Raw genomic sequence first — 22,859 nt, 5'->3', positions numbered from 1 at the left:
TCAAACGCCCGCAGGATTGGCAACGTCCTGCCCCAGGTCCTTGAGATCCTGGTAGCGATCGCCGATACGATGATGAGGACGCCCGCCGACCGAAGCGCCAAGAGCCACGACGATCTCATCGGCAGCAGGCGCGTCGGGGATCGAGGTCTGAATGGTCAGGTAGTGCGAGCGGCGGCCTTCATCGTTCTTGTCCATCAGAGGGATCATGATCGGCGCATTGGCAGGGCCGCGCGTATTGCAGAAGGCGAGATACGACTTGGCGCCGACGGCCTGGCGATAGAAGTTGCCGAAGCGCAGTGTGTGGATGAGCGCGGATGCGTGCTCGATCTCGCCGTCCAGACCAACGACGGCGGACTTTCCGTAAGCTTCGACGGCATCGCCGGATCCGACGGCGTCAATGATCATCTTGGTGAGCAACTCACCGAGAACGGGAGCGCCCGCATGGATTTCCGGCTTGAGGTCTTCGACGAAACCGCGCCCTGCCCAGGGGTTGTTTACGACAGCATAGGCGGAAAAGAGCTTCAACGGTACGGCCGCGGCCTTGCCGCCCTCGATCAATGTCGTTTCGATCTGCAGTCCGGTCTTGCGAATTTGAATGCCCATCTGAATACCTCGATCGATTGTTAGTATTATGGTATACCATATTATCGCAGAGTCAAGTTCGTCACGCGATCGAGGGCGATCTTATAAATTCCATTATAAAACAACACGTTATTGATTCCGCCGGCACCACATTGATCGCCGAGTAACCCACGTCCCCATTTCCAAGCTGCCCACGGAACACCTTCAGCCAGCCGGAATAGTCTCTTCATTTCCGTCAACTGTTGTCAGCTGACAAAGCCTGCAAATGCCCCGCCCGCGGGCGCAACGAACCCGAGGCAGGACGATCCAGGCTCTGACAAATGTCCCCTTTGATATTATTTATTATGGCATACCATCACATCGCACAAACTCGTATGTCAAGCCGGGGCAGTGCCGACTTACCGGAATCGTGATTGGCATGATGATGGGTGATTGATGGCACCAATGGAAGCGGCGGCGACTACTTGGCCTTATTCGGCAGGCTTCTTCGCCGACAACACTGCTTCAGCAATCGCACTGGCGGCGGCGACATGATCCATCGCCGCCCGATAGGCGCCCTCGCCGTCGCCGCGGCGGATGGCGTCGACGATCTTCGACATCTGCGCCGGTCCCTCGACGCCGCGCCCTTCCGTCTTGATCGTCATCGACCGCAAGTGGTTTATGCGCACGGTTAGGAGGTTGACGACACCCCAGGCGACGTGCCTGTCGACCATTGTGAACAGCGTCTGATAGAAGGAAGACGTGTTCGCCAGCACAGCCGCCATATCATTGTCGCGGTAGCTGTTGCGGATGCCCGCCAGCGATTCTTCCAGTGCGGCGACGATTTCGGGGCTGCTGCGTTCCGCGCATAGCCGCGCCGCCATGCCCTCGAGCGCACCGCGGATCTCATAGATCTGCTTGGCTTCCTCGATGTCGAGCTGTGCAACGATCGGCCCCTTGTTCGGCAAATTGGCGACCAGCCCTTCCGATTCTAGATGCCTCAGAACCTCGCGCACAACGGTCCGGCTGACACCGAGCTGAGCGCAGAGGTCGCGCTCGACGAGACGATCTCCGGGACGGAAATACCCGTTAACGATGGCTTCGCGGACTTTGTCGAGTGCCAGTTCCCGCAATGTCTTTGCGGGACGCTCGACCCTGATTGCTGCGTCCTTCAAAGCACCGCTCATTCTGCACCTCAGTGTTGGACCGACTTCGCATGCTCAAGGCTCGCCGCGGCAGTCGAATTCAAGAATCGTATTATGGCGTACCAGACACTGTAGCTGGCGGCGGCCGGCAATTCAACAAGCACCGAACCGGCCCTGGGGATCGACAAGTCTATGCCTCGGGCGCCGGCCGCTGCGCAACGATTGCTTCGACTACGGCCTTGGCCTGCACCCGAATGTCGGGGACGGCGGTAATTTCCCAGAACTGCCCCGCCGTCAAGGCGCCGACGGCAAACAGCCGGGCAGGCGAGATCCGGGAGGGGGCTATCACCTCGGAAGCGGCATCCACCTGGATTCCGAGACCGAGAGGATCGGCGGCGATCAGCTGAAATCGGCGCATTTCCTTCAAAAGCGGTGAATGGCTGATCCCTGCGCGCTCCATTCCCGTACAGTTGACCAGCCAATCCGGCCTGATCTCAGCGATCTCAGGTGTCGCCCTGACCCTGTATCCGGCAACGAGCCTGCCCTCCTCGGCCCCGAGCGATTGCAGGAAGCCTGCATGGAAGCGCACGGTTCCTTCAGAGACAAGTTTGTCGAAGCTGTCGAACACGTCAGGCGCGACGCGGTGACGATGGATGTTCCACCAGGGAAGCGCATGCCTGAGGAACCGAGCCCGCTCCATGTCGGAAAGCCGTTGCCAGAGAGTCTGAGTGACAGGCCTCAGGCCATCCATCACGCTTCGCCAGTCGTCGACCAACCCGCTCTTTTCCCGCAAGCTCTTCAATATGCCGCTGACCGTGTCGGGGAGTGACGCAACGTCGATCGGCAGCGGCGAAGGCGGCCTCCTCGCGTGCCCGAGCGGCGCGAGCCCGCGGCGCGAAAGCACATCGATCCTGCCTCGATGGCCGTGAGCACGCAGCGCGAGAACCTGATCGATCATCGTCAGGCCGGAACCAAGGATGCAAACCGTATCGGACGATGCGACGCGTCTCAGCCAGGAGAGCCGCCAGGGGTTCTCGATGATCCGCGACCGCATCGGCAGTGGCACGCCTGTTGGCTCGACCGGCAGGTTGGCGTTGCCGACGCCAAGGCAGAGCACGACGTTCTTTCCGGCGATCTCGCCACCATTGCCGAGATGGAAGGATAAAGTGCTGGCGTAACGTTCCACGCATCCCGCAGCTTTGGCCCGGATGAAATCAACCCGGCAGCGGCCGTCGCGCCTTCGAAGCAGCTGCGCGAGCGTATCCCTTACATAAAGACCGTAATCGCTGCGCGAGGCGAAATCACCGGACTGCAGCCGCCGCCCGCGATTTTTCAGCCAGTCGACAAAGTCGTCGGGCCGATGCGGCATCAGGCTCATTCGGCCCGCAGGCACGTTGAGACGGTGGAGATAGAGTTCTGTCCGGTACGCCGTCCCGCGGCCGAAGCCGGGGTCGTCGCCAACGACGGCAACCGTCGCCGAAGCTGGGAGTTGCTCGATGAGATTGCAGGTCACGGCTATCGCCGAAAAACCGGAACCGACCACGACAACATCGTATATCAATGCATTCTCCCTGAGGGTCCGTCACCTTCGCTCTTGCCGCTCACTCGTTCCCCCACCCGCGCAAGCGGCAGAATCGCGGAAACAAATGTCTCTATAGTCTATAAATATAGTTTGTTATTTCTCCCGCTAGCCCATTCTCAACCATTACGCTTCTCAGGGTGAGATCAAGGGCCGCATGTGGCCCTGAACAAAGGGGCTCGAGATGAATTTCAGAAAGTTGATTGCCGCGATCGCCGTCGGCGTCGGAACTCTTGCAGCGGCTGTTGTCGCCGAGGCGGCGGATAAAAAGGTCGTCGTCGGCTATCAAACCGATGCACTGCCGTCTTCGGTCGCGATCGCCAATGGCGAATTTTCCAAGACCACCGGTTACGAGATCGACTTCCGCAAGTTCAATTCGGGAGCCGAGATTTTTGCGGCCATCGCCTCGGGCGATGTCCAGGTCGGCTATGTCGGCTCCAGCCCGTTTGCGGCTGCGGTATCACGCGGACTGGAGGTCAAGGCCTTCTACCTCGCCTCCATCTCGGGCATCGACGAAGCTCTCGTCGTCCGCAACGGCACCGGCATCGAAAGCCTGAATGATCTGAAGGGCAAAAAGCTTGCCGCCGCGCCCGTGTCGACCGACCACTATCAGCTGCTGGCGCTGATCAAATCGCTGGGCCTGACGGAAAAGGACGTCCAGGTCTTTGCAATCCCCCAGCCGGAGATCGTCGCAAGCTTTAACCGCGGCGATATCGACGGCGGCTTCGTCTGGGATCCGGCGCTGACCGAACTCAAGAAGAACGGCAAAGTCCTCGTGACGTCCAAGGACGTGGCAGACAAGGGTGCGCCGACCTTCTCGGCCTGGGTTGCAACGTCCAAATTCGCCGCCGACAATCCGGAATTCCTCAAGGGCTTCGCCTCGGTCGTCACCAAATTCTACGCGTCCTTCGCGGCGGACAAGTCCGCCTGGGGTCCCGACAGCGACAACGCCAAATCGCTCGCAAAACTTCTCGGCGGAACGCCCGAGCAGCAGGCCTCCGCCTTGAAGAACCTGACGCTGCTCACTCCCGAAGTCCAGGCATCGGACGCCTGGCTCGGCGGTGGAGAAAGGGCGGGCGCCGGCAAGATCCTCAAGGACACGGCATCCTTCCTGAAGGAACAGGGCAAGGTGTCCGGCGTGCTGGACAATTACGGAAGCTTCGTCACCGCCGACGCACTCGCCGGCGTCAGCAACTGATCCTCCCCGACGCCGGCGTGGCTTGCCGCGCCGGCGTCTAACTTGCGAGTTCCCATATGCTGAAAGTCGACCACGCCAGCGTTTTCTTCGCCGCCCGCGACGGGCGGGCCGTTCATGCGCTCGATCGCGTGTCTTTCGATATTCCCGAACGCGGTTTCGTCGTCGCACTCGGAGCCTCGGGCTGCGGCAAATCAACCCTTCTCAACGCGATTGCCGGTTTTCTTCCGCTGTCCGACGGCCGGATAACGCTCGATGGCCGCAGCGTCGAAGGACCGGGTGCTGATCGCGGCGTCGTCTTCCAGAAGGACTCGCTGCTACCTTGGAAGTCAGTCATCGACAATGTCGCGCTCGGCCTGAAATTTGCCGGCATAAACCGAAAAGAGCGGCAATCGCAGGCCCTGGAATTGCTCCGGCTCGTCGGTCTCGACGAGTTCGCCGGCGCCTGTCCCTACGAGCTGTCGGGCGGCATGCGCCAGCGCGTCGGCATCGCGCGGGCTCTGGCGACCAATCCCGATATCCTGCTGATGGACGAGCCGTTCGGCGCGCTCGACAGCCTGACCCGTGAGCAGATGCAGGAACTGCTGGTTTCCGTCTGGAACAAGACGGCAAAGAAGGTCTTCTTCATCACGCATTCGATCGAAGAGGCCCTGTTCCTGGGCACACAGGTGCTCGTCATGTCACCTCGGCCGGGGCGCGTCATAGCGCGCTTCGATCTCGATTTCATCAGCCGCTTCGCCGAAACAGGTGATGCCCGGGCGATCAAGAGCTCGCCGCAATTTGCCGAGCTGCGCGAGGACATCCGCGCCATTCTCCACAGGACCGAAGATTTGAGGAGTGTCGCATGAGCGATGTAACACAGGCTTCGCCGATTTCCGCACATAGCGAGGAGCGCCAAGTCAAGCTGGTGAAGATGGCCGGCTTCGGCGCCGGCGAGAAGTCGACGGCGGCCATCAGCGTCGCCACGGCACTCGCCATATTGCTGCTGTGGTGGTTCGTCGCCGCGCTCGGCCTCGTTCCGCATCTGTTTCTGCCGCGCCCGGACGAGGTGCTGACGCAGATCGGCGTCATTTATCGCGATGGTTATGCGGGGGCATCGCTTTCCGAGCATGTCTCTGCGAGCCTGTTCCGCATCGTGGTTGCCGCCCTCATCGCCATCTCCGCCGGCATTCCGCTCGGCTTGCTCATGGGACTTAACCGCTGGGCAAAAGGCGTGCTCGACGCGCCGATCGAATTCTACTGGCCGCTTCCGCCCCTCTCCTACCTGCCGCTGATGATCATCTGGCTCGGCATCGGAGAAACGTCGAAGATCACGCTGCTCGTGCTTGCGATGTTCGCGCCGATCTGCCTCTCGGCTCAGGCTGGCGTTCGTTCGTTGCCGATCGAGCGCGTAAATGCCGCCCGTTCGCTCGGGGCAAGCCGGCTGCAGCTCTTCCTGGACATCGTCCTGCCCTCGGCCCTGCCCGAGATCCTCACCGGCATCCGCATCGCGCTCGCTGTCGGCTGGAGCACGCTGGTTGCGGCCGAACTGATCGCCTCCACCCGCGGGATCGGCTTCATGATCATGTCGGCCTCGCAGTTTCTGGCGACCGACGTCGTCTTCGTCGGGATCGCCATCATCGCGATCTCAGCCTTCACCTTTTCGGCCGCTGTCCGCTTCCTCGAGGTCTTCCTCGTTCCGTGGAAAGGCAAGCTCTGACCGAATGGCAGGCAGCAGGCAGCCATATCAATGACTGCCTGCTGCCTCGGTCAGCCCATGTATGGCGACAAGTTCGTCCGCAACCAGCTTCTGAAGCCGCCATAGGATCGCCGCCCGCTGGTGCTCCCGCATAACAGTCACCTTCAATGCACCGTAAACCTGGCCACATCGGCCCTGCGCCGTTCCAGGCTGCGGATCAGCATCGCGGCCTCCCTGACGATTGCCGAAAACGTCGCATCGTCGGCATCGACGATCCGCCCGGCCATATCGCGGATGATCGCCGTCAAATGGCTGATCGAATGGCGGTTCTGCGCATCATCCGGTCCAAATTGGCTATCGGCAATGGCAAGCAGCGCCTGCACCAAGCGATCCATTGTCTGGCGGCGCCTGCTTCTCGGGTCGGCATTCGGGTCTTCGCTCAGGCGCAGGAGATCGGCGACGATGTCGGACATTGCGCTTCCACTCACATCGCAAAAGCCGGCGGCATGGAAACGGAGCGCTTTCGAGCGCCCGATCGCGTTTTCAAGGCCTCCAGCAGCCGGTAGCCGTTGCGCCAGCGTCCGAAACCGCTGGCGATGTTGATGTGGCCGGCAAGGCCGATATTCCGGGTCTCGGCGTTCCACAGCCGGCCGAACAGGGCCAGGCGGTCGACGCTCATATAGGCGTCGTCCATGCTGCCGACGACGATGCTCGGAAAAGGCAGAGGCGCCGTCGGCATATCGCCGAAGGAGATTTGTCCGGGATGCAGGGCTTCGGTAATCGGCAGGTCGCATGGTGCGACGAGCAAAGCTCCCTTTACGCGGCGCGCAACGCTCCGGCCGGCGAGCCTGGCAGCCAGCAGGCACCCGAGACTATGGGCGACCAGATAGGCCTCACCGGCCTCTTCGAGCGCGCTTTCCAGCCGAAACAACCACTTGTCGACGTGCGGATGATCCCAGTCGTCCTGGATGACGCAACGACTGTCCGGCTGATCTTGCAGCCAGTGCCGTTGCCAGTGTCCCTCTCCCGAGCCGAAAAGCCCAGGAAGGATAAGTACTTCGCTCATCGGATCAACCCGATCACCAGAGCGAACAGGAATATGAAGGAGCTTGTGATCGTGCAAATTCCGGCTGCATGCCGCAATTGCGACATTACGCTGTCCGTTGCTCTTTTCCCACGATGCCGACCGACTCCGGGTTCAATGACGATTGCCATCACGCCATCTCCCTAATACCAAAGGCCGGGCGTCGCGCCCCAATAATGAAGTTCGTATTCGCGCGCAGACCAGTCCCGCTCTTCGTCGCGAGTGAGCAACTTGTTTGCGGGCTTGCGCGCAGCCGCCTGCTTTAGATCAAGAAAGCGGCCGATCGCGAGCTTCAGCCAGGATTGGAAATCAAGCTTCATGCGAAACTCCTGTCCGGAACCGATTTTCTTCGGCTGAAGCGCGTCGCACCAAATTAACTCGAGTGGCGCGCCTCAGGTTTTTGTTCGCGCCCGCCCAGGTAACCTGCATCAGGAAATCAGCGAATGGCGTCGCGCATTGGCAAGAAGATCGCGAAGCGATGCGGTCGGTCCGTAGAGCATCAGCAGTCGGTTCTCTTCCCGCTTGGCAAGGCGATATCGCCGTGCGAATTCAAAGACGCTCCACATCTGCTCGCCTGCTTCGGGCTTTTCCGCATCGTCGGCCGATACGTTCTGAAACCTGACCATGACGACGATCCTATTCGGCCGCCGCCAGTGCCGGCTTTACCTCCGGGAAGAATGCCGCCAATTCCCCGACCACTTCGCCGATACGGTTCGAAAGCGCATCCGAAGAGATCGCGTAGTCGGTAAAATCGCGATCGGAAGCGTAAACAGCAGTCGGCAACGTATGGGCCATGAAGAAGCCGAATAGCGGCCGAAGCTGATGCTCGACCATCAGCGCATGCCGGTCACCGCCACCCGTGGCCGTGATGATGATCGGCTTGCCGCGCAATTCCCCAGGATCGATCAGATCGATGAGGTGCTTGAAATGGCCTGGATAGGAGCCCTTGTATGTTGGCGAGCCGATGATCAGGGCATCGGCGTGGACGATCTCGTCGATGACGCGCCGCGCCTGCTCATCGAGGTCCTTGCGCCATAAGGAGCTTCCCAGCGACGGACCGACATCATGCAGATCATAAGTCTTGCTCGTAAAGCCGTATCGATCGCTCGCAAGTTCGGCGACGTGCCGGATGAGGGCCAGTGTCTTCGATGGACGATTGAAGCTGCCAGCAATGCCGACGAGTTTGAAACCTGACATCAGTTTTCCTCTCTTTGATTGCTTCAACTATTGTCTACAAAAATAATAGATTAAAGGTATAGGCGCCTTTCCTTGCTCGCCGGGGTGAAAAAATATTCGTCTTCGCCCCTGTTGATTGCGCCTAAGGCTTGTCGCCGCCGAGATGACGTTCGAGGAAGGGCAGATTGTCCTGTCCCCAGTAGAGTTCGCTGTCATAGTGGTAGGTGGGGAAGCCGAAGACGCCGCTGTCGCGCGCGCGAACGCGATCGGCCGACCACTTGTTCTGAACATCGTCATCGGCTTGCCGTCTGCGCAGCACGGCGCCATCTAGACCGGCGGCGTTAACGATCGCCTCACGCACATCGAGCTTGCCGATATCCTTCGCCTCGCTCCAGAAAGCATGCTGCAGGGCACGGGTGACGCCGATCCAATCCTGTCCGTCAAGATAGGCCGCGATCACGAAGAGGGACGCCGGCGTGGGATCGCTGAGCTCGGGACGGTCTTCGAGCCGCAACTGCTTGCCGCGCACGCGCGCCCAGCGTTTGAGGTCCCGCGTCCAGTAGGCGCGGCGGATTTCCGGCCGGTTGCGCGAGAAGATGCCGCCGTTTTCTTCGACCACAGTGGTCAGAAATGGCGTGATGACCACGTCGTTCTTCGCCGCCAGTTCGGTAAAGGCGTCGAAGCCGATGTAGGACCAGGGCGAGCCGATCGAAAAGAAGTATTCTACCGTTTTCGTCACTGATGAATGTTCCTCAGAAAGCGATTTTTCTGTGCCGATTGTTGGCGATCAAATCAGGAATCGGCCCGAATTCCGGGTTGCGCTTTCCATCCGAGTTCGGGCGCGATTGACGTCACGAAGTCGTGGAGAATCTGGCGATATTGCTCGTGCTCGAACTCGTATGGGAGTTCCAGCCTCAATTCGCTGACCTCCGGCAGGACCGGATCGGAAAAAAGCCGTTCCAATATCTCGTCCGACGTGCCGACGATATCTCTAGCGAACAGGGTGCGCCGCTCGCCTTGCGGCGAGAGCGTCCGCTCATGACGGCCGTCGGCGTAATCACGGTAGCGGCGGCGCGTTGCCGAATCGGCGCTGTCGAACGGCACGATGACTCGGCCGAGTGCGATACGGCGCTCAGTTCCGGAGCCGCGGTAGGTATTGATCAGTCTGGATTGGGCGACGAAGAAATCGTCGGTTCCCTCCCCCGTTATCACGTTCCCAGTCAATAGATTGAGACCGTTGCTGCCAGCCCATTCTGCCGATCGCTGCGAGCCGCCGCCATACCAGATCCGGTCGACCAGGCCTTTGGCAAAAGGCTGCAGACGCGGCCGCTGCGGGCCGAAGGGCGTCTCGATGAATGTCTGTTCGTCGCCCAGATAGCTGCCGCGCAGGTTGTCGGCAAAGCGCAGCACGCGCGTATGCGAGAAGTCATGGCTGGTCCAGTCCCCGTCGAAGGCAAGCGGGCCAATCAGCTCAGCATGCAGCGGCCGGCCGGCGCTGACGCCGATGTTCAGCCGTCCGCGCGAGAGAACATCGACCGTGGCCAGGTCTTCGGCCAGCCGATAAGGGCTTTCATAGCCGATCGGGATGACCGCCGTTCCGAGCTCGATCCGGCTGGTACGCTGCGTTGCCGCCGCCAGGAAGGCGCTCGCCGAGGAAATTCCCGGCTCGAGGTGCCGCTGGCGGACCCAGGCGCTCTCGAAGCCCAATTTCTCGCCATATTGCAATTGCTGGAGCGTCTGCTCCAATCCCGACAGCGGATCGTCGTCGGGATAATTGCCGGGGGTGAGAAAGCCGATATGGCTGATGGATATATTGCGCCCGCTCATGTCATCCCTTGCACTCGTGCCATCCGATGATCAGTATTTCGGCAAGCCGGGCGGGTTGGTCTCGGATGCCGGCAAGGCTTCTTCGGAGAGATGCCAATGCTGGAGGATCTTGGCGTAGGTGCCGTCCTTGATCAGGCCGTTGGTGGCGATCGTCAGTGCATCGGCGAGCCCGCTTCCCTTGCGCGTGGCGATGGCGACGTCTGAACGATCAGGCCAGCCGGCGCTCAGCGTCCCGACGCGCTTGATGTTCTTGTCGCGTGCGGCGATGAAAACGAGCTGGGCGTGCGGCTGGACGATGACATCGGCCCGGCCGGAACGCAGCGCGAGAAGACTTGCCGCCTCGTCGTCGTAATATTGCAGCTCGATCGGCTTCAGGCCTGCGGCGACATCCTCTTCGCTCCACTTCACCAGGATGCGCTCCTGGTTAGTGCCCGCACCGACGATGACCCTGAGGCCTGCCGCGTCCCTCGGCTCCTTGATCGAGGTGATGGAACTATCTGACTTTACGAAGAAACCATGCAGGCCCTGGCGATAAGTGGAGAAATCGAACTTCTCCTTACGCTGCTCGGTAACGCCGACATTGGAGATGACGGCGTCGTATTTGCCCGAAGTGAGGCCGAGCGGCCAGTCGATCCAGGCGACGGGAACGATCTCCAGCGTCAGGCCGAGGCTGTCGGCGATGGCATAGGCATAGTCGGGGTCCGCCCCGACCACGGTTTTGGCGTCGGTGGCATAGGTGGCAAGCGGAGGGCCGCCGGGGCTGACGGCGATGGTGAATTTGCCCGGCGTGACAAATTTGAAATCCTTCGGGATCGCGGCGACGGCGGCATCGTTCCTGGCCGCATGGAGTCTGGCCGGCTGTTGCGGGCTCAAGTCGAAATCATCTGCCGCATGGGCTGCACCGACGCCGGTCAAGGCTGCCGTCAGCGCTGCGAAGAAGAAGGTGCGAATATCGGAAAAGGCCGTCACGTTCGGTATGTCTCCGTTTGCGTTGAAAAGCAGGGACGGCCCGGCCTGAACACCAGTCCGTCCCGCGAGCTTACGAACCGCTCTTCGGCAAGCCGGGCGGGTTTGTCTGGGCCTTTTCAATTGCCTCGGGACCGAGATTCCAGCTATCGAGGATCTTGCTGTAGGCGCCGCTGGCGATCAGATCATTGACGACATTGGTGACCGGCGCGGCAAGCCCGCTTCCCTTTCGCGTGGTCACCGCGATTTCGGCGGTGATCGGCCAACCGCCGCTGACCGTGCCGACGAGCTTGGTCTTGCCATTGATCCCCGCCGCATAGGCTTGGGTGGCGTTGACACTGAAGACCGCGTCGGCCCTGCCGGACTGGACGGCGAGATCCTTGACCGCGTCGTCGTCGTAATACTGTATCTCGATCGGCTTCAGGCCAGCCGCGACATTCCGCCGATCCCATTCGAGCAGGATCTTCTCCTGGTTGGTGCCGGCATCGGTGATGACCTTCAGGCCCGCAATATCCTTCGGCTCCTTGATCGCCGTGATCGGGTTGTCAGCCCTGACGTAGAAGCCGAGCTCGTCTTTGCGGTAGGTCGAGAAATCGAATTTTTCCTTGCGCTCTTCGGTAACGGTCACGTTCGAAATAACCGCATCGAACTTGCCGGACGTCAGCCCAAGCGGCCAATCGGCCCATGCGACGGAAACCAGATTGAGCTTGAGATCCAGGCTATCCGCGATCGCCTGTGCCAGATCGACGTCGTAACCGATCACCGTCTTGGAATCGGAAGCGTAATCATGCAGAGGCAGATTGCCGCTCGAACTGATACCAACGGCGAAAACACCGTTTTCAACGAAGTTGAAGTCCTTGACTTCGGCAATACGCTTCTCATTCTTTTCCACCCGCAGCCGGTTCGGCTGTTCCGGGCTGAGATCGAACTTCTGCTGCGCCTGAGCGGAACCTAAACCGATTGCGCCAACGGTCACGGCTCCCGCTATCAGAAGCCTTGCTCTATCTGTAAATGTCATGCCCTTCTCCGTTTCATCTTAAGATTGTGCTTGTTGTCATTCGGCCGGAGCAGCACGTTGCGGCCCGGCATTCACCAGCGCTGCCGGCGCTAGAGAACCTTGGCGAGGAATTCGCGTGTGCGAGGATGCTCGGCCTGCGTGAAAATCCGGGCCGGCGGGCCTGCTTCCAGAATGCGGCCGCTTTCCATGAAGACGACGGTGTCGGCGACCTCGCGGGCAAACCCGATTTCATGGGTGACGATGACGAGCGTCGTGCCGGTGCACGCGAGCTCCTTGATGACATCGAGCACTTCGCCGACGAGTTCCGGATCGAGCGCGGAGGTCGGCTCATCAAAGAGCAGCACCTTGGGGCGGAGCGCCAGTGCGCGAGCGATCGCGACGCGCTGCTGCTGGCCGCCGGAGAGCTGGCGCGGATAGGCGTTGATCTTGTCGCTGAGGCCGATACGGGCAAGAAGTTCCTGCGCCAATTGCACCGCTTCCTCGCGGCCGACGCCGCGGACCTGGATCGGCGCCTCGATGAGGTTTTCGAGCACGGTCAGATGCGGGAAGAGATTGAAGCTCTGGAAGACCATGCCAATATCGGCGCGACGCTTGAGAATATCCTTCTCCTTGAGTTCATAGAGCGTATCGCCCTTCCTGCTGTAGCCGACGAAATCGCCGTCGACCGAGATGAAGCCCTCGTCGACACGTTCCAGGTGGTTGATCGAGCGTAGCAGAGTCGATTTTCCCGAACCGGAGGGGCCGAGGATGGCAGTCACGCTGCCGGCCGGCAGGCTGAGCTCGACATCATCAAGCACCTTCAGCGACCCAAAGCTTTTGGAGATGGCGTGGATGCGTATCGCACCGCCTGTCCGCAAGGCCGTAGCATCGTGGAAACCGAGATTGCGCGCTTTATCGGTCGGGTTACGGGGAGCCGGCAGCGGGCGGCGGAAGCGCTCCAGGAATACCTGGAAGGGCAGCGGCGTCGGATTGCGCACGGCACCCTTGGAGAAATAGCGCTCGATATAGTGCTGGGCGACCGACAGCACGGTCATGATGATCAGATACCAGACCGTTGCGACCATCAGCAGCGGGATGACTTCGAGATTGCGGCGGTAGATCACCTGTACCGTGTAAAAGAGCTCCGGCAACGCCAGCACATAGACGACGGAGGTACTCTTGGCCAATCCAATGAGCTCATTGAAACCCGTCGGCAAAATGGAGCGCATGGCCTGCGGCAGCACGATGCGGAAGGCCTGGCGGCGGCGTGGCAGACCGAGCGCGGCTGCGGCCTCCAGCTGCCCATGATCCACCGACAGAATGCCGCCGCGGACGATCTCGGCGAAGAAGGCCGACTGGTTGAGCGTGAGGCCGAGATAGGCGGCGGCGAAGGGCGTCAGCAGTTGCACCGTGGGGTAATCGAACAAGACCGTGTCGGTGAAGGGAATGCCGATCCAGATCGTTTCGTAGAGATAGCCGAGATTGTTCAATATCAACAGCAGCACGATCATAGGGATAGAACGAAGCAGCCAGATATAGCCCCAGGAAAGGCCCGACAGCAGCGGTGACTTGGAAACGCGGGCAAGCGCCAGAGCCGTTCCGAGGATGGAACCCGAAACGGCCGCGAGCGCGGTCAGGAGCAGCGTCCTGCCAAGGCCGACGAGCACCGGTTCGGCGAAGAACCATTCGGCAAAGACGCTCCAACCCCAGCGTGGATTGGTGAAGGTGGAATAGAGCACGGCAACGATGACGACGACGGCGAATATCGTGCCCGCCAGCCGCTCGGGATGGCGCGCCGGAACGATGCGGTAGCGGGAGTAGTCCTGTCTGGGTTCCGCCGTCCTGCTGCCGGGCTCAAGGCCCGCAAAATCCGTAGTCAGTGCCATTTCTGTTTCCCTTTTATGACTGTCGGTCTTGCCGTTTCAGAGATTTGCGGCGGCCACCTTCAGGCGCGGCTCGCTTTCAAAAACCGGCGCCGTGAGATGAGTGATGTCCTTCTCGAAAGGCAGGCTCTTGTAGATCTCGGGATCGGCAGCCGTGTCGAAGAGTGCGGTGTAGCCGTAATTCAGATAAAGGCCGACGGCCTCAGGCTGGCGGAAACCGGTCGTCAGATAGATCCTGCTATAACCTTGGCGGGCGGCCTGAGCCTCCAGCTCCACCAGAGCCTTGCGGGCAAGCCCCTGGCGGCGCAGATCAGAACGTGTCCATATGCGTTTGAACTCGGCAGTGCGATCGTCGTAGTGCTTGAAGGCGCCGCCGCCGATGGTTTCGCCGTCTCGGATCAACAGCAGGAAATTGCCGTGAGGCGGAGCGAAGGCTTCCGGGGGATAGCGATTCAATTCGGCTGCCGCCCCTTCGGCATTGAAGTAGGTGCCGTAGCGGCTGTCATATTCGTGGATCAGCTCATCGATCAACGGCTGGGCGCGGGGATCGAGAGGGGTCGTATAGAGAAACGTATCGCTCATATCGTTCATCACCCATCGTCTTCAGTGAGGAAGGTCTCTGCGAGCCGGACCCAGTAGCGGGCGGCCGGCGCGATGATCGCGTCGTTGAAATCGTAGTGGGCGCTGTGGAGAGGAGCGCTGTCGCCATTGCCCACGAAAAGATAGCTGCCGGGATTGGCCTGCAGCATGAACGCGAAATCCTCGCTTGCGGTTCTCGGCCGAAAATCCTTCTCGATTGCGGCAAGACCGAGCGCGTCATAGGCCACGTCGCGGGCAAACGCCGTTTCTTTGGCGTGGTTGACCAGTGCCGGAAAGCCGAGCCGGTAATTGACATCAGCCTCGGCGCCGAAGCTTTCGGCCTGAGCGCGCGCAAGAGCTGGAATGCGCTCCTGCAACAGCCGGCGAACCGGTTCGCTGAAGGCCCGCATTGTGAGCTTCATCTCCACGCTTTCTGGGATCACGTTCGAGGCAGAGCCCGCATGGATCGACCCAACGGTCGCAACCGCCATGTCCTGCGGATCGACATTGCGCGAGACGACGCTTTGCAGGGCGGTGATGAAGGAGGCCGACGCCAAGACCGGATCGACGGCCCGGTGAGGTTCGGCGCCGTGGCCACCCTTGCCAAGGATCCTGATCACCGCCTGGTCGACCGACGCCATGGCGGGACCTGTGACGAAGCCGAACTGACCCGCCGATACACCCGGCCAGTTGTGCAACCCGAAGACCGAATCGACGGGAAATCGTTCGAACAGCCCTTCCGAGATCATTCTGCGGGCGCCTGCACCGATTTCTTCGGCCGGCTGGAAGATCAGCCTGAGCGTGCCGCTGAAATTGCCGCTTTCCGCGAGATAACGGGCGGCGGCAAGCAGGATCGAGGTGTGCCCGTCATGGCCGCAGGCGTGCATGACGCCGGGATTGCTGCTGGCATAGGCAAGGTCGCTGGCCTCCTCGATCGGCAGCGCGTCCATATCCGCCCGGATACCTACCCGCTTCTTGCCTGTCCCGCGCCTGAGGGTGGCGACGATGCCGGTGCCGGCAATGCCCGTCGCCACCTCGTAGCCCCAGGAGGAAAGCCTGGATGCCACAAGCTTGCTGGTCCTCAGCTCCTGGAACGCCAGCTCGGGATATTGGTGCAGATCGTGGCGCAGCGCTATGATTTCGTCGAGGTAACAGGCGATTCCCTTCTCGACTGGATCGTTGCTGCGCGGGTTAGGAGCGATGACGTTCATGACGATCTAGCCGGCTCAGGCGCCGACAGCCTTTCCGCGTTCGACCTCATCCGCAGGGGTTGCATAGCGGCTTTGGCGGAAGGGCAGGCCCAGATGGTCGCGTAGCGTCGCGCCCCTCAGGACGGGATCGAAATAACCGCGCTCGGTAAGGATCGGCAGGACGTATCGGGCGAAATCGTCGAAGCCCTCGGCAATAACTGGGAAGCCGAGGATGAAGCCGTCGGCGGCGCCATGATCCACCCAGCGGATGATCTCGTCTGCGATATGCTCGGCGGTGCCGATGAAGGCGGTGAGCGGCGTTGCCGAATCAAGCGCCACCTGCCGGAGCGTCAGCCCTCGCTCCCGCGCCGTCCTTTTGATGCGATCGGTTGTGGCGCGGAAATTATTCCTGCCGATATCACCAAGCTCGGGGAACGGCTCGTCGAGCGGATAGGCGCTGAAATCGTGATGATCGAAGAAGCGGCCGAGATAAAGCAACGCCTCCTCGATCGTGACGAGATTGCGGATCGCCTGGTACTTGGCTTCCGCCTCAACGGACGTCGCGCCGACGATCGGCCCGATGCCGGGATAGATGCCAACTTCGGCAGGACTGCGCCCATGGGCGATCACGCTGTCCTTCAGCTGCCGGTAGAAGGCTTGCGCCTCCTCGAACGGCCCGCCATTGGTAAAGACGGCGTCGGCGTGCTTGCCGGCAAGCCTGATGCCGGAATCCGAAGCACCTGCCTGGAAGATGACGGGCTGGCCCTGCTTCGAGCGGCCGATATTCAGCGGCCCCTCGATTCGGAAGAAGCGACCCTTGTGGTTAAGGCGATGCATCTTCGTCTTGTCAACAAAGACGCCGGTCTCGCGATTGCGCACAAAAGCATCGTCGTCCCAGGAATCCCAGAGGCCTTTGATCGCATCGATATAATCCTCGGCGATCTCGTAGCGCAGTTCGTGCTCGGGATGCTCGCGATTGTAATTGCGCCCCGAGCCCTCAAGCGGTGACGTCACCGCGTTCCACCCTGCCCTGCCGCCGCTGATGAGATCGATCGAGGCGAACTGGCGGGCGATGGTGAAGGGATCGCTGTAGGAGGTCGAGACCGTACCGACGAGCCCGATCCTGGACGTCGAAGCGGCGAGGGCCGAAAGGATCGCGATTGGCTCGAAGCGGTTGAGGAAATGCGGGATCGACTGCTCGTTGATGTAAAGACCGTCTGCGACGAAGGCGAAAGCGATGCCGGCTGCTTCCGCCCTGCGCGCCGTCTCAACGAAGAAATCGAAGTTGACGCTGGCATCGGCCGGTCCACTCGGATGCTTCCAGGCATTCATATGGCCGCCTGGACCCTGCAGCATGATGCCGAACGTAATGTGTTTCTGAGCCATGGGATCGATCCTTCTTGAAACGGTCAGGCGACGAGAGAAAGCCGCTCGGCGGCGAGCAGCTCGATGGAAGCGAGGCGCTCGGCGGCTGAAAGAGCCGGTGTGTCGAGAACGAATTCGTTGACGCCGTAGCGGCGGTGAAGTTCGTCCAACTCCTTACGGATTTGCTTCGCAGTGCCATGCAGCACACTCGGCACCTTTTCCTCGGTGCGGTACTCGGTGACACCCGCCTGCCGGGCGAATTCGGCCGCCTGCTCCTCGCTGCCGACATTGACGGTCTGACCATCCGGCAGGAACACCTTGACGATGCGCAGGTCGGCGACGCGCTGGCGGGCGTAGTCCTCGCTTTCGGCAGCAAAGGCTGCGAGCGCCAGGATCGGCCGCTGACCGCCGGACACCCGTTCATAGGCGTCGAAAGTCCTACGCAGGTTGTCAGCATCGCCGTTCAGGTGCCCGGCAAAGACGAGCTGCCAGCCCTTCTCGGCGGCGAGCTCGGCGCTCTCCACGCTGGCGCCGAGCAGAAACCGATCGGGAGGGGTCGGCGGAAATGGAGTCGCCCGTGCGCCGTCATAGTTCGGATCAGCGGCGAGATAGGTGTTGAGATCGGTAAGCTGGCCGGCAAAATCCGGCTTCCTGGACGGATCGACGGCAAGCTGCAGGGCGCGCGTTGCAAGCGGAAAGCCGCCCGGCGCTTTGCCGACGCCGAGATCGACACGCCCCGGCGCCAGCGACGCTAACAGATTGAACGTCTCGGCGACCTTGTAGGCGCTGTAGTGCTGCAGCATCACGCCGCCAGAGCCGATACGGATCTTCGAGGTCCTGGCGAGGAGGTAGGCGATCAGCGCCTCCGGTGCCGAGCTCGCGAGGTTGGACATATTGTGATGTTCGGCGACCCAGAAACGGTGATAGCCGAGTTCCTCGGCCCGCGCGGCAAACCTGACCGTCGCCCTCAGCGCATCGGCGGCGGAAAGGCCCTGCTCGATCGGGCTTTTGTCGAGAAGGCTGAGGAGGTAGGTCATGACGCCACGATCCGCTCGCTGGTTGCAATGAGTACTCTATTAAATCAGTAGACAATGTTCCTTATAAGAAATGACATTCTCTTTCGAAGAGGCTGAGGGGAAAAAAGCAGCCGTGGCTGAACGCGGGCACCGGATGCAGGGATGATCGGACGCGCCCTTCCAAACAGACCATTTGATGATCTATCTTCTGGTCGAAATGGAGCACCGCATGAAGCTGTCTGAACAGGTCAAGCCGATCAACAATCTCAAGGCGCACGCGCCTGAAATCGTCCGGACCCCTGAGGGACAACCCGCAACCTGTCGTCATTACCCTTCACGGCGAGGCAAAGGCGATCGTTCAGGATATCGGCCAATATGAAGAAACGCAGGAGAGGTTGGCTCTTCTGAAGGTGCTGGCGCTCACCAATTGGCAGGTCGAGGAAGGCAAGCTGCGCCCGGCCGCGGAATCTTTCGGGCGCATTCGCCGACGCTTGGCCGACAACCGGTCCTGATGCCTACGGTGTCCTTTTCGCCGAAGACGCGGAACGCGACGTCGAGGATCTCTATGTCTTCGTCGCTAGTCGCGACGGCACTGAGACGGCGGAACCCCTCCTGACGGAAATCGAGACCGCCTGTGCCGATCTCGAAGAATTCCCCACCCGCGGAAATATCCCGAAGGAACTGGCGGGCATCGGCATCTCCGAGTGTCGGGAACTGCACCATAGCCCTGGCGTATGATCTACCGCATCAACGGCGACGACGTCATCATCTACTGCGTGGCGGACGGACGCTGCGACATGCAGGCCTCCCCGGAGCGAAGGCTTATCCGCTGAAATTGGCATACCGCCCCTCTCCGGTCTCGACATGGTTCGCCTGCCTCCAGCCGACCGCAGCAGCCGCCGGAGATCTATCCAGCCTTTCGGGCGCCGGCCGGCGCATTGGCCCGCAAGAGCGCCATCAGCATCGGACCGATCGCGAATTCTCCCTTTTCGCTTCGCCGTGTCAGGTCGCGGAGATAACCACCGGCCGAATTGATATGTCCGCCACGCTCCAGGATACATGCCATCACCGTTGCGGCATTTTCCGGTCCCATCGCAGCTGCGGCCTCCTCATAGGCTGACGGGCTGACACCGAGCATCGATCGAACCGTCACGGCCGCGGTCATCATGTCGCGCCAATTGCGGATCACACCGTTCGGGCCGTAGGCAAGGATTTCAGGGCAGGCCTGCAGAACCAAGCCGAGCGGGAAAGATTTCAGCCCGCCACCATGACCGCCGTCGCCCCGCCGTCGGCCCTTCTGTCCCTTCTGCATGCTCGGATGCGCCGCTTCACCCCTCCCCTCTTCCAGCGTCACGGCCTCTTGCTGGTTGTCTTGCTCCGGCATCGCTCCCTGCTTCGTATCGAAGCTTGGTTCAAGTTCAGATGTAGAGTCGGGGTTTGAATTCTGTATGTGACGCTCGTTATAACGGGCATTGCCGCGCTGTTTTGTTGATTTAAGCCGAATTTCCAACTGGTTAAGGATGTCCGCCCGCAGAACCTTCAATTCATCCAGCAATCCTTCGAGCTGTGCTGTCGTCGGAGACCTCGGCAAGCCTTCGATCAGGGCACGGAACTCGAGATACAACCCCTGCCAATCCCCTGGAACATCTTCTTCGACGGCTGCTTCGATCAGCTTCGCGACGTCACGGCGGCAAAGCGTGATGCGTTCCCGCAGCCTCTGGACGTGCAGCCGTTCGGCCATCACCTCGGCCGCCAGCTGCTCGATCTCCTCAGCGCGGGCAAGCAGTGGCGCCAGCGAGAAGCCGAAGGCCTCGTTGACCTCCCCTGCCCTGTCTCTGCGCACATACCGTTTGCCGTTGGGGCTGTCCTTACGCAGCAGAAGACCCGCCTCGACGAGTGCGGCGAGGTGACGCCGCACGGTCTGTTCGGCCATACCATGCGTTCGAAGCGAAAGCTGGATGTTCGACGGGAAGACAATCAAGCCGTTTTCCTGGTTCAGTTGGTTCTTGGGATAGAAGCTCAACAATGCATTGAGCACCGCAAGCGCGCGGTCGGTGATGCCGAGCAGCGGCTTTGCTTCGCACAGCGCACGAAACAGTTTCCATTTGTCGACCGACTGATCAGGTTTGATCTCAGCCGCCATGACCTGGTTCGCGAGCATTCCAAGCGTCATCGACCGCCGCCCAAAAGGCGTCGTTATACTTCCGGTTTCCATATCTTCCACCTCGACGAGGCAAAAGAAATCCGCTCGCCAAAACGGCGCCAAAGACTCTTGACAGCGATTCTCGGAAGTGCGATTCTCGGAGGTGTTCAAGACTACGAGGAAAGCTTCCGTGACGGTGACGTTCGGGGGCTTTTTTCTTTTGCGCGTTATCTCCTGTTCAAATTGTCAGCTGACAATCAGTCTAACTGTCTCATTTTCCCTCATTTTCCTCTTCGAATTCGGCGGCGAGGCCTGCCAACCTCCGAGCAAGGAACTCAGAGAACGCCGCCGATTTGACGGTGATGCGAAAGTTTTTTCCCGAGCGGCTCACCGAAGCAAGCGTCCCGCCATCCTGGGTCCGGAGCATCTGCTCGACCCGCTGCGGCGCGTCCTTTTCCTCCAGCGCCTTCCAGATGACATCGAAGCGGCTATTGCTCTCCAGCGTTTGGAAAGCAGCGCCAGCGATTGCCGCCTGCACCTTCTTCCGCCCGCCTGTCTCCCGGAATTTTTCGGCAAAGGCCAGCCAGCGGGGACGTCCGACCTTCGGCGCCGGCCCGATGGCAAGAATGATCTCGGGATCGATCGTCTGCGCTACCTGCAGCAGCCGTGACGTTTCCGGCTTATCCGTCGCCAGGGCCTGAGCAATCATCTCGCGACTGAAGCCATGTTCGTCCATGCGTCGTGCGAAGAGTGCCCGTTCGATGAAGCTCAAGTCGACACGCGGGCCGTTTTCCTGACCCTGCGCCAGGATCAGCTCTTCGTCCGTGAGCTTGCGCACCACAGCTTTGACGGGAACACCGATCTCCGCGGCCGCACGCAAGCGCCGATGGCCGTAGGCGGCCTGGTAATGCCCGGTTTTTAACGGGTCCGGACGCACAAGGATCGGGACCTGCTGTCCGCTTTCCTGAATCGACTGCTTCAATCGCTCGAATTCGGGATCCTTGTCGACCGGGATACGGTCGCGGATGAAGGACATTTCGACGGCAGACGGATCGATCTCCAGCACCTTATCGCCGGAGGCGAGCGATTCTCGCAGGGCCTTGGCGGCAGCCGCTTCCTCTCCCAGCCGCCCCAGCGACAGGTTCATCGCCTTGACAGCGCCCGATGGCCGATGCGGCGGCGGCGCACTTGGCGTCTCCGGTCGTGCCGGCTCCACGGCACCAACCATGCTCTTCAGGATATCGCGACCTTTTGGGCTCATGTCCTGCTCCATGCACTGCGAATGAGTTGCTCGACCTCGGCATTGACGTTGTCGACGGATTCGACGCCGCGGTCATAGGTCTGGCGATGCATCGTCTCGCGCCCCGCCTCGTAGATCGTCTGCTTGGACAGGCCCGCATCGGAAACCGCCGTCGACTTGACCATCATCGAGGTCAGCACGCGCTCGCCGAACAGGCTGCGCAGGAAGGCGACGATCTGCGCCTGCGGACCGTCGTTCGCCTCGTAGCGGGTGATCAGGTAGCGCATCCAGTCGTAGTCCAGATTGCCGCCTGCCTGCTTGACCACCGCCAGAAGGTCGGAGGTCATCGTCAGGAATTGGTTCATCGACGCCACGTCGAGCATCTGTGGATGAACGGTGATCAGCACGGCAGTCGCGGCGCATAGAGCAGACAGCGTCAGGAAGCCGAGGGTAGGGGGGCAGTCGATGATGACGACGTCGTAGCTCTGCTCCAGCGAATGCAGCGCATTGCCGACCCGCATGAAGAACATGTCCTTGTCATCGCGATTGGTGTCTGCCAGCGCCTTCGGGGTATCATGCTCGAACTCGTGCAATTCGAGATTGCCCGGAATGAGATCGAGACCGGGGAAATAGGTCTGACGGACGACGTCGCCGACGTCGCGGCGCGTCTCGTCATATTTGATGGCGCCGTAAAGCGTCTCGTTTTCGCCGACGTCGAACTCCGGCTGATATCCGAGCATCGCTGACATCGACGCCTGCGGGTCTAGGTCTACGGCGAGCACGCGATAGCCGCGCAGCGCCAGGAACTGCGCCAGATGGATTGACGTTGTCGTCTTGCCGGAGCCGCCCTTGAAATTGGTGACGGCGATGACCTGGAGATGATCACCCGGCCGGCGCGTTGGCAGATAGGAGGGTTTGGTGCGCCCCAGATGCTGGCGCATCGCATGGATTTCTTCGAGCGAGAAGACACGCCGGCCGGCCGCCGTCTTTTCGGGATTGATGCTTTCCACCTGAGCGGCGAGGTGGCGAACATAGCTATCGGTGACGCCGAGCAGTTTGGCGGCCTCGGTGCTGCTGAACCGCCTGAGCGATTTGCGGGCATTGGGCGAGAACAACCGCTCGAACAGCACCTGGAGCTGGCTGCTGAGCATCGTCGAGTCCTGCGCAATCGTCTCGTCGATCGAGACTTGACTCGCTCTTTTGGCTTTCTCAACAATCGCGGCCTTGGTCGGCAT

General features: G+C 60.9%; 23 protein-coding genes and 2 pseudogenes. 5 read left to right on the top strand and 20 right to left on the bottom strand.

Going from position 1 to position 22,859, the window contains the following annotated elements:
- From J2J98_RS27835 to J2J98_RS27825, 3 genes are all read right to left on the bottom strand, one after another.
- Positions 1-603: an amino acid synthesis family protein gene (locus tag J2J98_RS27835; protein ID WP_138396036.1), complete on the bottom strand. Its 603-nt coding sequence runs from the start codon at positions 601-603 to the stop codon at positions 1-3.
- Positions 604-1,052: 449 nt separating this feature from the next.
- Entirely contained in the window at positions 1,053-1,748 is a 696-nt protein-coding gene (locus J2J98_RS27830; RefSeq protein ID WP_138396035.1) for a GntR family transcriptional regulator, read from the bottom strand.
- A gap of 148 nt (positions 1,749-1,896) precedes the next feature.
- A complete protein-coding gene (locus J2J98_RS27825) occupies positions 1,897-3,267 on the bottom strand; it encodes an FAD/NAD(P)-binding protein (RefSeq protein WP_138396034.1) in 1,371 nt (456 codons plus the stop codon).
- Positions 3,268-3,469: 202 nt separating this feature from the next.
- Between J2J98_RS27825 and tauA the strand changes: the two genes are divergently transcribed.
- Genes tauA through J2J98_RS27810 form a run of 3 tightly spaced genes read left to right on the top strand, consistent with a single transcriptional unit; the run spans position 3,470 to position 6,179 of the window.
- On the top strand, positions 3,470-4,483 hold the full coding sequence (gene tauA / locus J2J98_RS27820; RefSeq protein WP_138396033.1) for a taurine ABC transporter substrate-binding protein: 1,014 nt from the start codon (positions 3,470-3,472) through the stop codon (positions 4,481-4,483).
- A gap of 56 nt (positions 4,484-4,539) precedes the next feature.
- Positions 4,540-5,328 (top strand): taurine ABC transporter ATP-binding protein, encoded by a 789-nt coding sequence (locus tag J2J98_RS27815; RefSeq protein WP_207604080.1) that lies wholly within the window; start codon positions 4,540-4,542, stop codon positions 5,326-5,328.
- Positions 5,325-6,179: an ABC transporter permease subunit gene (locus J2J98_RS27810; RefSeq protein ID WP_207604079.1), complete on the top strand. Its 855-nt coding sequence runs from the start codon at positions 5,325-5,327 to the stop codon at positions 6,177-6,179. Before J2J98_RS27815 ends, J2J98_RS27810 begins: the two co-directional genes overlap by 4 nt.
- Positions 6,180-6,322: 143 nt before the next feature.
- Here J2J98_RS27810 and J2J98_RS27805 read toward each other — a convergent pair whose 3' ends face one another.
- From J2J98_RS27805 to J2J98_RS27740, 14 genes are all read right to left on the bottom strand, one after another.
- A complete protein-coding gene (locus J2J98_RS27805) occupies positions 6,323-6,631 on the bottom strand; it encodes a hypothetical protein (protein ID WP_207604078.1) in 309 nt (102 codons plus the stop codon).
- Between the two features lie 11 nt (positions 6,632-6,642).
- Positions 6,643-7,224, bottom strand: a complete 582-nt coding sequence (locus J2J98_RS27800; RefSeq protein ID WP_207604077.1) for an RBBP9/YdeN family alpha/beta hydrolase — start codon at positions 7,222-7,224, stop codon at positions 6,643-6,645.
- Between the two features lie 161 nt (positions 7,225-7,385).
- Complete coding sequence (locus J2J98_RS27795) at positions 7,386-7,562, bottom strand: hypothetical protein (RefSeq protein ID WP_207604076.1); 177 nt, start codon at positions 7,560-7,562, stop codon at positions 7,386-7,388.
- A gap of 108 nt (positions 7,563-7,670) precedes the next feature.
- Positions 7,671-7,868, bottom strand: a complete 198-nt coding sequence (locus J2J98_RS27790) for a hypothetical protein (protein WP_064709357.1) — start codon at positions 7,866-7,868, stop codon at positions 7,671-7,673.
- 10 nt (positions 7,869-7,878) lie between these two features.
- Positions 7,879-8,439, bottom strand: a complete 561-nt coding sequence (msuE, locus tag J2J98_RS27785) for an FMN reductase (RefSeq protein WP_207604075.1) — start codon at positions 8,437-8,439, stop codon at positions 7,879-7,881.
- 121 nt (positions 8,440-8,560) lie between these two features.
- On the bottom strand, positions 8,561-9,157 hold the full coding sequence (locus J2J98_RS27780) for a 2-hydroxychromene-2-carboxylate isomerase (RefSeq protein WP_207604074.1): 597 nt from the start codon (positions 9,155-9,157) through the stop codon (positions 8,561-8,563).
- Between the two features lie 53 nt (positions 9,158-9,210).
- Positions 9,211-10,245, bottom strand: a complete 1,035-nt coding sequence (locus J2J98_RS27775) for an LLM class flavin-dependent oxidoreductase (protein WP_207604073.1) — start codon at positions 10,243-10,245, stop codon at positions 9,211-9,213.
- A 30-nt stretch (positions 10,246-10,275) separates the two neighbouring features.
- Positions 10,276-11,214, bottom strand: a complete 939-nt coding sequence (locus J2J98_RS27770) for an ABC transporter substrate-binding protein (protein WP_207604072.1) — start codon at positions 11,212-11,214, stop codon at positions 10,276-10,278.
- 70 nt (positions 11,215-11,284) lie between these two features.
- A complete protein-coding gene (locus J2J98_RS27765) occupies positions 11,285-12,229 on the bottom strand; it encodes an ABC transporter substrate-binding protein (RefSeq protein ID WP_207604071.1) in 945 nt (314 codons plus the stop codon).
- Positions 12,230-12,318: 89 nt separating this feature from the next.
- Positions 12,319-14,094, bottom strand: coding sequence for an amino acid ABC transporter permease/ATP-binding protein (locus tag J2J98_RS30745; protein ID WP_207604070.1), 1,776 nt, complete (start codon positions 14,092-14,094; stop codon positions 12,319-12,321).
- A gap of 36 nt (positions 14,095-14,130) precedes the next feature.
- A complete protein-coding gene (locus J2J98_RS27755) occupies positions 14,131-14,685 on the bottom strand; it encodes a GNAT family N-acetyltransferase (RefSeq protein ID WP_207604069.1) in 555 nt (184 codons plus the stop codon).
- Positions 14,682-15,881 carry a M20 aminoacylase family protein gene (locus J2J98_RS27750; protein WP_207604068.1) on the bottom strand — a complete coding sequence of 400 codons (1,200 nt, stop codon included), beginning with the start codon at positions 15,879-15,881 and terminating at the stop codon, positions 14,682-14,684. Before J2J98_RS27750 ends, J2J98_RS27755 begins: the two co-directional genes overlap by 4 nt.
- 15 nt (positions 15,882-15,896) lie before the next feature.
- Entirely contained in the window at positions 15,897-17,246 is a 1,350-nt protein-coding gene (locus J2J98_RS27745; protein ID WP_207604067.1) for an LLM class flavin-dependent oxidoreductase, read from the bottom strand.
- A 23-nt stretch (positions 17,247-17,269) separates the two neighbouring features.
- Positions 17,270-18,262, bottom strand: coding sequence for an LLM class flavin-dependent oxidoreductase (locus J2J98_RS27740; RefSeq protein WP_064709349.1), 993 nt, complete (start codon positions 18,260-18,262; stop codon positions 17,270-17,272).
- Positions 18,263-18,470: 208 nt separating this feature from the next.
- Between J2J98_RS27740 and J2J98_RS27735 the strand changes: the two are divergent.
- A pseudogene (locus J2J98_RS27735) lies at positions 18,471-18,753 on the top strand (type II toxin-antitoxin system Phd/YefM family antitoxin).
- Between the two features lie 4 nt (positions 18,754-18,757).
- Positions 18,758-19,074: pseudogene (locus J2J98_RS27730) on the top strand (type II toxin-antitoxin system RelE/ParE family toxin); the annotation flags it as partial.
- 74 nt (positions 19,075-19,148) lie between these two features.
- Here J2J98_RS27730 and repC read toward each other — a convergent pair.
- From repC to repA, 3 genes are all read right to left on the bottom strand, one after another.
- Entirely contained in the window at positions 19,149-20,456 is a 1,308-nt protein-coding gene (gene repC / locus J2J98_RS27725) for a plasmid replication protein RepC (RefSeq protein ID WP_207604066.1), read from the bottom strand.
- Between the two features lie 199 nt (positions 20,457-20,655).
- Positions 20,656-21,645 carry a plasmid partitioning protein RepB gene (repB, locus tag J2J98_RS27720; protein ID WP_207604065.1) on the bottom strand — a complete coding sequence of 330 codons (990 nt, stop codon included), beginning with the start codon at positions 21,643-21,645 and terminating at the stop codon, positions 20,656-20,658.
- Entirely contained in the window at positions 21,642-22,859 is a 1,218-nt protein-coding gene (gene repA, locus J2J98_RS27715; protein WP_064709345.1) for a plasmid partitioning protein RepA, read from the bottom strand. The genes repB and repA overlap by 4 nt, the downstream gene beginning before the upstream one ends.

The organism is Rhizobium bangladeshense, from assembly GCF_017357245.1.
In the GTDB taxonomy this organism is placed as follows: Bacteria; Pseudomonadota; Alphaproteobacteria; order Rhizobiales; family Rhizobiaceae; genus Rhizobium; species Rhizobium bangladeshense.
The sequence above is the reverse complement of the archived record's forward strand: the minus strand, read 5'-3'. Positions and strand labels throughout refer to the sequence as shown.